Annotated in this window: 13 protein-coding genes; 8 read left to right on the top strand and 5 right to left on the bottom strand. The window is 70.2% G+C overall.

Translation table 11 applies throughout. From position 1 onward, the window contains the following. The 5 genes from FRW57_RS11705 to FRW57_RS11685 all read left to right on the top strand — a co-directional run. On the top strand, positions 1-466 hold a 466-nt coding region (locus tag FRW57_RS11705; RefSeq protein WP_152186063.1), incomplete at its 5' end, for an aminotransferase class V-fold PLP-dependent enzyme. A 204-nt stretch (positions 467-670) separates the two neighbouring features. Next, positions 671-2,293: an MFS transporter gene (locus tag FRW57_RS11700; protein ID WP_203230306.1), complete on the top strand. Its 1,623-nt coding sequence runs from the start codon at positions 671-673 to the stop codon at positions 2,291-2,293. Positions 2,294-2,300: 7 nt separating this feature from the next. After that, positions 2,301-2,753, top strand: a complete 453-nt coding sequence (locus FRW57_RS11695) for a MarR family winged helix-turn-helix transcriptional regulator (protein ID WP_152186062.1) — start codon at positions 2,301-2,303, stop codon at positions 2,751-2,753. 112 nt (positions 2,754-2,865) lie between these two features. Then, positions 2,866-3,516: a SatD family protein gene (locus tag FRW57_RS11690; RefSeq protein WP_152186061.1), complete on the top strand. Its 651-nt coding sequence runs from the start codon at positions 2,866-2,868 to the stop codon at positions 3,514-3,516. After that, positions 3,513-4,298 (top strand): hypothetical protein, encoded by a 786-nt coding sequence (locus FRW57_RS11685; RefSeq protein WP_152186060.1) that lies wholly within the window; start codon positions 3,513-3,515, stop codon positions 4,296-4,298. The genes FRW57_RS11690 and FRW57_RS11685 overlap by 4 nt, the downstream gene beginning before the upstream one ends. 22 nt (positions 4,299-4,320) lie before the next feature. On the opposite strand, the gene FRW57_RS23210 is transcribed toward FRW57_RS11685, so the two are convergent. The 4 genes from FRW57_RS23210 to dapA all read right to left on the bottom strand — a co-directional run bounded on the left by FRW57_RS23210 (position 4,321) and on the right by dapA (position 7,648). Further along, the gene (locus FRW57_RS23210) at positions 4,321-4,470 is read right to left on the bottom strand and encodes a hypothetical protein (protein ID WP_162308185.1); all 150 of its coding nucleotides are present in this window, start codon (positions 4,468-4,470) and stop codon (positions 4,321-4,323) included. Positions 4,471-4,537: 67 nt separating this feature from the next. Next, positions 4,538-4,882 (bottom strand): DUF1905 domain-containing protein, encoded by a 345-nt coding sequence (locus FRW57_RS11680; protein WP_238999399.1) that lies wholly within the window; start codon positions 4,880-4,882, stop codon positions 4,538-4,540. A 184-nt stretch (positions 4,883-5,066) separates the two neighbouring features. Further along, positions 5,067-6,752: a ribonuclease J gene (locus FRW57_RS11675; protein WP_152186059.1), complete on the bottom strand. Its 1,686-nt coding sequence runs from the start codon at positions 6,750-6,752 to the stop codon at positions 5,067-5,069. Further along, the gene (gene dapA / locus FRW57_RS11670; protein WP_152186058.1) at positions 6,749-7,648 is read right to left on the bottom strand and encodes a 4-hydroxy-tetrahydrodipicolinate synthase; all 900 of its coding nucleotides are present in this window, start codon (positions 7,646-7,648) and stop codon (positions 6,749-6,751) included. The genes FRW57_RS11675 and dapA overlap by 4 nt, the downstream gene beginning before the upstream one ends. 249 nt (positions 7,649-7,897) lie before the next feature. On the opposite strand from dapA, the gene FRW57_RS11665 reads away from it, so the two are divergent. From FRW57_RS11665 to FRW57_RS11655, 3 genes are all read left to right on the top strand, one after another. Next, positions 7,898-8,710, top strand: a complete 813-nt coding sequence (locus FRW57_RS11665; protein ID WP_152186057.1) for a thymidylate synthase — start codon at positions 7,898-7,900, stop codon at positions 8,708-8,710. Further along, complete coding sequence (locus tag FRW57_RS11660; RefSeq protein ID WP_152186056.1) at positions 8,707-9,183, top strand: dihydrofolate reductase; 477 nt, start codon at positions 8,707-8,709, stop codon at positions 9,181-9,183. Before FRW57_RS11665 ends, FRW57_RS11660 begins: the two co-directional genes overlap by 4 nt. Positions 9,184-9,256: 73 nt before the next feature. Continuing rightward, positions 9,257-9,547 (top strand): hypothetical protein, encoded by a 291-nt coding sequence (locus tag FRW57_RS11655; RefSeq protein ID WP_152186055.1) that lies wholly within the window; start codon positions 9,257-9,259, stop codon positions 9,545-9,547. A gap of 36 nt (positions 9,548-9,583) precedes the next feature. Here the strand turns inward: FRW57_RS11655 and FRW57_RS11650 are convergent. Continuing rightward, positions 9,584-10,039 (bottom strand): universal stress protein (locus FRW57_RS11650; protein ID WP_162529339.1); only part of this gene is annotated, 456 nt, incomplete at its 5' end.

Here is a 10,039-nt window from a genome sequence, read left to right as displayed (position 1 = left end):
CGCATGCGCCACGCTGCGCCGCGAGCGGGACGTGGTCGAGGCGCATGAGGCCGAGCTGGCCGCCGCGCTGCAGGCCGGGCTGGGCGGCATCGCCGGGGTGCGGACCTACTCCGTCTTCGGCGACGATCACCCCCGCGTCGGCGTCGTGGCGTTCACCATCGACGGCGTGGACAGCGCCCTGGTCTCGGCGGCCCTGTCGGCGGAGCACGGCATCGGCGTGCGGGACGGCCGGTTCTGCGCGCACCCGCTCGTCGACGAGCTGCTCGGAGACGCCGGCCCTGACGCTCCCCCGACCGCCGTGCGCGCCAGCCTCGGCCTGGCGACGACGCGGGAACACGTGCGGCGGCTGGTGGCAGCGGTCGCCTCGATCGCCGCGGACGGCCCGGAGTTCGACTACGAGCTGACCGCCGAGGGGTGGACGCCGGTCGCGGACCCACGCGACCTCAGCCTGCCTCGCCCCTGGTGACCGCCTAGACCACTCACTGTTGCTGGCGATCGGCGTCATATGTGACGCCGATCGCCAGCAACGAGGGAACGGCTCCCCGGCTCCGGCGGCGCACGGCATACCGGCGGTTCACGGCCTCCTCGGTTTATTTGCATGCAGCAAGCAACTTGTATATTGTTGCTGACGGCAACCAACGTGCTTGACCACTCCTCGAGGAACCGCTGCATGAGTACCACCACCCAAGCCCCACCCACCCGGCCGCCCGGCGCCTCCGTGCCGATGAGCCACCGGGAGGTCCTCTACGCCCTCTCCGGCCTGCTGCTGGCCATGTTCGTCGCCATGTTGTCCTCGACCGTGGTGTCGACCGCGCTCCCCCGGATCGTGGCCGACCTGCACGGCAGCGAGGCGGGCTACACCTGGGTGGTGGTTGCCTCGCTGCTCGCGATGACTGCGACCACGCCGATCTGGGGCAAGCTCGCCGACCTGTTCAGCAAGAAGCTGCTGACCCAGCTGACCCTGGTCATCTTCATGGCCGGTTCGGTCATCGCCGGGATCGCCCCCGACATGGGCGCGCTGATCGGCGCTCGGCTGCTGCAGGGCGTCGGCATGGGCGGCCTCACCGCGCTGGTGCAGATCGTCATCGCGAGCATGGTGACGCCTCGCGACCGGGGCAAGTACTTCGGCTACCTCGGTGCCGTCTTCGCGATGGCCACCGTCAGCGGCCCGCTGATCGGCGGCCTCCTGGTGGACGCGAAGTGGCTCGGGAGCTTCCTGCCCGGCTACATGGAGGGGCAGGCCTGGCGCTGGTGCTTCTACGTGGGCATCCCGATCGCCGTCGTGGCCTTTGTGGTCCTGCAGAAGACGCTGCACCTGCCGACGATCAAGCGCGAGGCCTCCATCGACTACGTCGGCGCCACCCTGATCACCGCCGGGGTCTCCGCCCTCCTGATCTGGGTCTCACTCGCCGGCACCCAGTTCGCCTGGGTCTCGGCCACCACTGCGGTGCTGCTCACGCTCGGCCTGCTCCTCCTGGCGGCGTTCGTCTACGCCGAGACCAAGGTCGCCGAGCCGATCATCCCGCTGCGGCTGTTCCGCGACCGCACCACGAGCCTTGCGGTGTTCGCCTCCGTCATGGTCGGCGTGGCGATGTTCGGGTCGACGGTCTTCCTCGTGCAGTACTTCCAGATCTCTCGGGGCATGACGCCCACCCGCGCGGGGCTGATGACCCTCGCCCTCGTCGGCGGGGTGCTGGTCTCCAGCATCGCCACCGGCCGGCTCATCGCCGCCACCGGCATCTGGAAGCGCTACCTCGTGGGCGGCGGCGTGGTCATGGTCGCCGGGATCGGGTTGCTCGGCATGATCGGACCTGACACCAGCCTGCTGCGGGTCGGCGCGTCGATGACCGTGCTGGGCCTGGGCATGGGCGCGGTCAACCAGAACCTCGTCCTCGCGGTCCAGAACAACGCCGCCCAGGCCGACATCGGCGCGGCGAGCTCGCTGGTCGCGTTCTTCCGCACGCTGGGCGGCTCGATCGGCGTGTCCGCGCTCGGCACCGCGCTCGGCCACCGGGTCAGCTCGGGGATCACCGAGGGTCTGGCGCGGATCGGGGTCACCCCGCCGGAGGGCTCGACCGGCAGCGAGATCCCGGACATGACCACCCTGCCGGACAAGATCCGGCCGGTCTTCGAGGGAGCGTTTGCCGACGCGACCGGCTACCTGTTCCGGCTGGCCGTGCCGTTCGCGGTGCTGGCCCTGATCGCCATCCTGTTGATCCGCGAGGTCCCGCTGCGCAAGACCATCGAGCGCGAGGACGAGCTCGAGCAGCTCGCTGAGCCGGTCGCGAGCTGAGGCGTCCATGACCGGGCCCACGAAGGCCGCCATCCCCGACGCCGAGCGGGAGATCGAGCGTGAGCTCATCGCCCTCGTCCGTCGAGCCCGACGCGACTCCCGGGAGCACGCTCGGCTGGTGCACCCGGAGCTGCAGGCGGCGGGGTATGGCGTGCTGGTCACCGTCGCGAAGCACCAACCCACCCGGGCCTGCGAGCTCGTGCGGCTGCTCGAGCTCGACAAGGGCGCCGTGAGCCGGCAGGTCAGCCAGCTGGAGCAGCTCGGACTGGTCGAACGGCTACCGGACCCGAGCGACGGTCGGGTGCAGACCCTGTCGCTCTCGCCGGCCGGCGAGGAGCGGATGGCCGCGGTCCGTCGCCGGTGGCACTCGGAGTTCCGCGGGCGCCTGACGAGCTGGGCGCCCGAGCAGCTGGCCGGATTCGCCGAGGACCTGCGGCGCTACAACGCCTCCCCGGGGTGAGGGTCAGCCGATCGCTCCCGACGGGTGAAGCATTAAGCTTCACCCGACGGGAGTGAAGGATTGCGTTTCAGGCATGATCGACTCTCGCCAGAAATAAACCTATAATCTTCATATGGCACAAATGAAGCATAATGCTTACCGAGCGACGCTGCTGGGTGATGTCATGGCCTCGCGCACGGCAACCGATCGCCGGGAGCTTCACCGGCAGTTCGCCCTGGCACTGCGCAGACTGCAGGAGGCGCTGCCCGCCGACGACGACCCCGTGATCGTGTCCGGCGACGAGTTCCAGGCCGTCTACGCGACTGTCGGCGCGGCGCTGCACGCCGCTTTCACCCTGCGTCTCGACCTGCTCCCCGAGATCGACATGCGCTTCGGCATCGGCTGGGGCGAGATCACCGTGCTTGACCGGGACCGTGGCACCCAGGACGGTCCCGGCTGGTGGAGCGCGCGTGATGCGATCGACTCGACCAAGCGGGCACAGTCGTCGGTGGCCACGCGACACCTGCACACGACCTACCTGCCCCACGAGTCCACCGGGGCGCACAGCGAAGCAGTCAACGCGGCCCTGCTGTGTCGGGACCATCTGATGGGATGCATGGACCCGCGATCCCTGAGGATCTTGGGAGGGCTCGTCGCCGGACGCACCAAGGCCGAGCTGGCCGCGGAAGAGGGCATCAGCCGGTCAGCGGTGTCCCAGCGCTCGGGGCGCGACGGCATCGACGTCGTCCTTGCGGCGTCCGATCGACTGAGGGAGGTCCAGTGAGCATCGTCGCCGTGCTGCTGCTCGCCGTCGGGGTAGCCGACCTCGCCCGCTCGGTGCGCACGGCCCAGGCGTGGATCCCTCCGCTGACCGGTCTGGTCGCCGTCGTCCTGGCCGGCATCCTGGCCGACCTGCACACCGTCGCCGACCTCCTGCTGCTGGTCCTGGTGGTAGCCCTCACGACAGTCTGGAGCGCCCTGGCCGAGCGCGCCCGCCGACGCGAGCGTGGAGAAGCCGCACCATTGCTCGTGTTCGGTCTCGGGCTGGCAGCAGTGTTCGCCCTGGCGGGAGCAGCCTCACCTGCGGGCGGCGAGGTCGTGCGGTGGCTCCGCTGGACCGACATCCCGCACCTGCAGGACCTGTCGGCCGACCGGTTCCTGTTGCTGCTCGGGCTGGTGCTGGTGCAGTTGAGCACCGGCAACGAGCTGGTGCGCCTGATCCTCGTCTCGGTCGGCGCGATGAAACCGGGCGAGCAGGCGCAGCCCTCGGACAGCCTGCGCGGCGGTCGCCTGCTCGGCCCCCTGGAGCGGCTGTTCATCCTCGGGCTGGGTCTCTCCGGCCAGCTCACAGCTGCGAGCCTGGTGATCGCAGCCAAGGGTGTGATCCGCTTCCCCGAGCTCACCGCCCGCTCCGGCCTGGCCGCCCGGACAGCGCGCGGCGAAGGGGCGCTCCAGGCCGAGGTCAGCGGGGTGGGGATCAACGAGGTGACCGAGTACTTCCTGGTCGGCAGCTTCGTCAGCTGGCTCGTGGCGATGGCCGGGCTGGCCCTCAGCCTGCTGGCGTGACCCCTGCGGCTGACCTGGATGATCATCGGCCGGCGGGGTCACGGTCTGCCGCCGCGGCGCAGTAGCCGACGACCTTGCGCGCGTCGTCGGTGCGGTAGCCCACGGCATACCGGTTCTGGACACAGACGACCTCGGTGACCGACCGCGCCTGCCGCACCTGGTCGAGCGTCACGTTGGAGACCCCGGCCTTCTCCACCGGTCACCGACGCACGGCGACGGACGTCGCGCTGCCGGCCGGGTCAGGGACGGACCACGGCGAGCCGGACGTCGACGAGGTCGCCGAGTGCGACGCCCTCGGCCTTGCGCACCGAGACGCGCAAGGGCAGCAGGAAGCCGCCGTTCTTGGGGAACAGCGAGGTCGGCCACTCGGTGCCTCCGAGCAGGGCCCGCACCGGGATCACGCCCCAGCCATAGGTCACCTCACGGGCGACGTCCTGCACGGCGGCCGCGTCCTCCTCGGGCAGTGCGACGAAGTGGTATGGCGCGGGCCCGCGCCAGTGGAAGACCTCACCGCTGAAGTCGAGCAGCACGACGGCGTCCTCGCCGAAGGTCTCGGGAGCACGGCGGCTGGTCGGGGACGTCATGCCCCGAGGCTAGAGCCGATCGCGGACGAGGTGCTTCCGCAGCTCGTCCGATGCGACGACGCCCGGCAAACCGTGGCCTCTTGCCGCACTTTTCGCAAGCCGCGCTGGCACTACTGCGGTGGGCGGACGCCATACCGGCGTGTCGTCCCGCGTGTCGCGCACCCGTGCCAGCGTGAGTCGCGATTCAGGCGTCGATGACGATCGGGATGATCATCGGCCGACGCCGCAGCTTGCCGCCCACCCAGCTGCCGACGACCCGGCGGATCACCTGCTGCAGCTGGTAGGAGTCGGTCACCCCGCGGTCCGCGGCCTCGGCCAGCGCGGTCTCGAGCTTGGGCAGCACCTGGTCGAACACGTCCTGCCCCTCCGCGAAGCCGCGTGCCGTGATCTCGGGGCCGGCCGCGATCTTGCCGGTGTCGGCGTCGCGCACCACGATGATCGTGATGAAGCCCTCGTCGCGCAGGATGCGGCGGTCCTTGAGCAGCGTCTCGGTCGTGCCTCCCACGGACGACCCGTCGACATACACGAAGCCCGCCGGCACGGCGCCGGTGATCTGCGCGCGCCCGTCGACCAGGTCGACCACGATGCCGTTCTCCGCGAGCACGACCCGCGAGTGCGGCACCCCCGTCTTCTTCGCCAGCTCGGCGTTGGCCACGAGCATCCGCCACTCGCCGTGGATCGGCATGACGTTGCGGGGCCGGACGATGTTGTAGCAGTAGAGCAGCTCGCCGGCGCTGGCGTGGCCGGAGACGTGGACCTTGGCATTGCCCTTGTGCACCACCGTGGCGCCGAGCCGCATCAGACCGTTGATCACCCGGTAGACGGCGTTCTCGTTGCCCGGGATGAGGGAGGAGGCGAGCAGCACCGTGTCGCCATCCCCCACCTCGATCTTGTGGTCGCGGTTGGCCATCCGCGACAGCGCGGCCATCGGCTCTCCCTGCGAGCCGGTGCAGACCAGCACGACCTTGTCGTCCGGCAGCTGGCCGAGCTTCTTCAGGTCGACCAGCACGCCCTCGGGCACCTTGAGGTAGCCGAGCTCCGCGGCGATGCCCATGTTGCGCACCATCGACCGGCCCACCATGGCGACCTTGCGCCCGTTGGCCTGCGCCGCGTCGAGCACCTGCTGGATCCGGTGCACGTGCGAGGAGAAGGACGCCACGATGATCCGCCGCTGCGCGGTCTGGAAGACGTTCTGGATCGCCGGAGCGATCTCGCGTTCCGAGGTCGTGAACCCCGGGACCTCGGCGTTGGTCGAGTCGGTGAGGAAGAGGTCGACCCCCTCCTCGCCGAGCCGGGCGAAGGCCCGCAGGTCGGTGATCCGCCCGTCCAGCGGAAGCTGGTCCATCTTGAAGTCGCCGGTGCACAGGAGGGTGCCGCCGGGGGTGCGCAGGAAGACCGCGAGCGCATCGGGGATCGAGTGGTTCACCGCGATGAACTCGGCGTCGAAGACCCCCAGCCGCTCCCGCTGCCCCTCGGCGACGGTGAGCGTGTAGGGCTTGATCCGGTGCTCCTTGAGCTTGGCCTCGACCAGCGCCAGCGTCAGCTGCGAGCCGATGACCGGTATGTCGGACTTGAGCCTCAGCAGGTAGGGCACCGCGCCGATGTGGTCCTCGTGACCGTGGGTCAGGACGATCGCGTCGATGTCCTGGAGCCGGTCCTTGAGGTATTCGAAGTCGGGCAGGATCAGGTCGATGCCCGGGTGGTGGTCCTCCGGGAAGAGGACGCCACAGTCGACGATGAGCAGGCGACCCGCGTGCTCGATGACCGTCATGTTGCGGCCCACCTCGCCGAGGCCACCGAGCGCGATCACGCGGACGGCGCCCGGCTGGAGGACGGGTGGTGCATTCAGTTCGGGGTGGGGATGACTCACATAAGTCCTGACTGTCTCAGGCCGGCGCGAAGGCGCTCGACCTGTTCGGTGGTGGCTTCGAGCAGGGGCAGGCGGATGAAGGCGGACTCGATGATGCCGAGTTCCCGCATCGCGGCCTTGGCCATGATCGCGCCCTGGGTGATGTGCATGAGTGCGTCGACCGCCGGGATCAGCTGCCGGTGGATCTCGCGCGCCCGGTCGAGGTTGCCCTCGGCCACGGCGGTGACCATCTCGGCATACTGCGGTCCGGCGACGTGGCCGACGACGCTGACGACGCCCACGGCCCCTTGCGCGAGGTGCGCGAGGTTCAGCGGGTCGTCGCCGGAATACCACTGCAGGTCGGTCTGGGCCATGATGCGGCTGGCCCCGAAGAGGTCGCCCTTGGCGTCCTTGACCGCGACGATCCGCTCGTGCTCGGCCAGCCGCAGCAGCGTGTCACTCTCGATCGCGGTGCCCGTGCGGCCCGGGATGTCATAGACCATGACCGGCACGTCGATCGCGTCCGCGACGGTCGTCATGTGCGCGAGCACACCGGCCTGCGGGGGTTTGTTGTAGTAGGGGGTGACGACCAGGGCGCCCTGCGCCCCGGCCTTGACCAGGGCCTGCGCGGCCGCGACGGAGTGGGCCGTGTCGTTGGTGCCGACGCCCGCCACGACGGTGACGCGGTCGCCGACCGCCTCGACCACGGCCCGCACCAGGTCGACGTTCTCCTCGTCGGTGGTGGTGGCCGACTCGCCAGTGGTGCCGTTGACCACGAGCCCGTCGTGGCCGTGGTCGGCCAGGTGTGTGGCCAGCCGCTGGCAGCCGTCGAGGTCGACGGAGCCGTCGGCGTGCATGGGCGTGACCATCGCGGTCAGGACACGACCGAAGGTGGCTGTGGGGGTCGTGCTGGTCATGGGGTCACGGTATCGCCCCGAGGAGGGTCCGCCGTCGCCCGTCCGGGATAGGACGCCGCAGATCGAGCGGCACCGCCGACCGGACCGGCCCGGGAGCCGGACATGAGAATCGCGTCGCTACCCGCTCGGGGGTCCGGGTAGCGACGCGATCAGGGGCTACATCGGTTGAATCGTTGACGACGTTACGCCCCCTTGATGTGACCTACATCACACTGATTGCCCGCCGGCCACGTTTGCTACCTTTCTGGCGTGCGCCAGTACCTCGACCTCCTCCGCCTCGTCCGCGACCACGGCGCCACCAAGACCGATCGCACCGGCACCGGCACCCGCAGCGTGTTCGGCCACCAGATGCGCTTCGACCTGTCCGACGGCTTCCCGGCCGTCACCACGAAGAAGCTGCAGATCAAGTCGGTCGTCACCGAGCTGATCTGGTTTCTCACCGGCTCGACCAACGTCGGCTGGCTGCAGGAGCGCGGCGTGCATATCTGGGACGAGTGGGCCGACACGCAAGGCGAGCTCGGGCCGGTCTACGGCCACCAGTGGCGCTCCTGGCCCACGCCGGACGGTCGCTCGGTCGACCAGATCGGCCGGGTCATCGAGTCGATCAGGACCAACCCCGACTCGCGGCGACACATCGTCAGCGCCTGGAACGTCGCCGAGGTCGACGAGATGGCGCTGCCCCCGTGCCACACGATGTTCCAGTTCTACGTCGCCCCGGCGACCGGTGACCACCGGGCGAGACTGTCCTGCCAGCTCTACCAGCGCAGCGCCGATATCTTCCTGGGCGTGCCGTTCAACATCGCCTCCTATGCACTGCTGACCCACATGGTCGCCCAGGTCTGCGACCTCGAGCCGGGCGACTTCGTGCACACGATGGGCGACGCGCACCTCTACCTCAACCACCTCGAGCAGGCCGACGAGCAGCTCTCCCGCGAGCCCGGACCGCTCCCGCGGCTGCGGCTCAACCCCGAGCGGCGCAGGATCGACGAGTTCGTCCCCGAGGACGTGGCCCTCGAGGGCTACCAGCCGCAGGCGTGGATCAAGGCACCGATCGCCGTATGACGATCACGCTCATCGCCGCCGTGGCTCGCGGCGGGGTCATCGGGGCCGGCGGGACGATGGCCTGGCACCTGCCGGAGGACCTGAAGTACTTCAAGCGCACCACCATGGGTCACCCGATGGTCATGGGCCGCAAGACCTTCGACTCGATGGGGGCGCTCCCCGGCCGCCGGTCGATCGTGATCACCCGTCGGTCCGACTGGTCTGCCGACGGTGTGGAGACGGCGGCCTCCCTCGAGGAGGCGCTCCGGCTGGCGGGCGAAGGGGAGGTCTTCGTGGTCGGCGGCGGCGAGGTCTACGCCCTGGCCCTGCCGCTGGCCGACCGGCTCCTGCTCACCGAGCTCGACCGCGAGGTCGAGGGTGACACCTGGTTTCCCGAGCTCGACCCGCGCGTATGGCGTGAGGTCGGCCGCGAGGAGCGCGAGGGTTTCGCATGGGTCAGCTACGCGCGAGCAGGAGCGGCGACGACGGCGTGAGGAAACGAGCGAGGGACGAGCGAGGCCCAGAGCGCCGAGGAGCGCGACCATCGAGCACGAGCGGGGCAGCAGTGTGACCGAGCCATCGCGGGCCCGCAGGAGCCCGGGACTGCTGCGCGCCTACCAGGTCCTCGGCATCGTGGTGCCGCTGCTCGGCGCGTTGATCGGTGGTCTGCTGGCCCACCGCAGCGACGCGGCATACGAACGTGACACCGGCAAGGTGCTGTCCAGCGGCACCGAGCGCGGCGACGTCATCGCCGGCGCCCTGTCCGGCTTCATGCTCGCGGTGCTGATCGCCTTCCTCGTCATCGTGGTCGTGGGCCTGCTGCGCAAGCTCGTGCTGCGCACCCGCAGCGACCGGTAGACGCTGTTCTTCCGCCGGCGCCGCAGTCGAGGGGCTTCAGCGGCGGACCACGACCACGGGAGCGCCCGACTTGTGGATCAGTGCGTGGCAGACCGACCCGAGGTTCAGGCCGGCGAAACCGCCGTGACCCCGGGCCCCCACCACGACCAGCCCGGCGGTCTCCGACGCCGCGGTCAGCGCCTCCCCCGGCAGGCCCTCGGGAGTCCGTGAGCTCGTCCGCACACCGGGCCGTTCCTCCTGCGCCACCAGCCGGGCCGACTCGACCAGCTCCGCGGCGTGCCGCTCGGCGAGATCGGTCGGGTAGTCCGCGGTGCGGTAGCCCATGGCCTGGGCCGACTGGGGCTGCCAGGCCGACAGCAGCACCAGCTCGGCGTCGTTCGCCACAGCCGCGCGGGCGGCATACCGCACGGCCTGCATGCACCGGTCCGAACCGTCGACGCCGACGACGACCGGGCGGTCCGGACCCGCCGGCGCCGGGTTGCCCCGCACGAC

The organism is Segeticoccus rhizosphaerae, assembly GCF_009192725.1.
Taxonomy (GTDB): Bacteria; Actinomycetota; Actinomycetes; order Actinomycetales; family Dermatophilaceae; genus Segeticoccus; species Segeticoccus rhizosphaerae.
The sequence above is the reverse complement of the archived record's forward strand: the minus strand, read 5'-3'. Positions and strand labels throughout refer to the sequence as shown.

Coding starts and splice junctions, on each gene's coding strand:
- FRW57_RS11680 (WP_238999399.1), bottom strand. CDS start 4,882: ATGACGTCCCCGACCAGCCGCCGTGCTCCCGAGACCTTCGGCGAGGAC.
- FRW57_RS11700 (WP_203230306.1), top strand. CDS start 671: ATGAGTACCACCACCCAAGCCCCACCCACCCGGCCGCCCGGCGCCTCC.
- dapA (WP_152186058.1), bottom strand. CDS start 7,648: ATGACCAGCACGACCCCCACAGCCACCTTCGGTCGTGTCCTGACCGCG.
- FRW57_RS11690 (WP_152186061.1), top strand. CDS start 2,866: ATGGCACAAATGAAGCATAATGCTTACCGAGCGACGCTGCTGGGTGAT.
- FRW57_RS11695 (WP_152186062.1), top strand. CDS start 2,301: ATGACCGGGCCCACGAAGGCCGCCATCCCCGACGCCGAGCGGGAGATC.
- FRW57_RS11660 (WP_152186056.1), top strand. CDS start 8,707: ATGACGATCACGCTCATCGCCGCCGTGGCTCGCGGCGGGGTCATCGGG.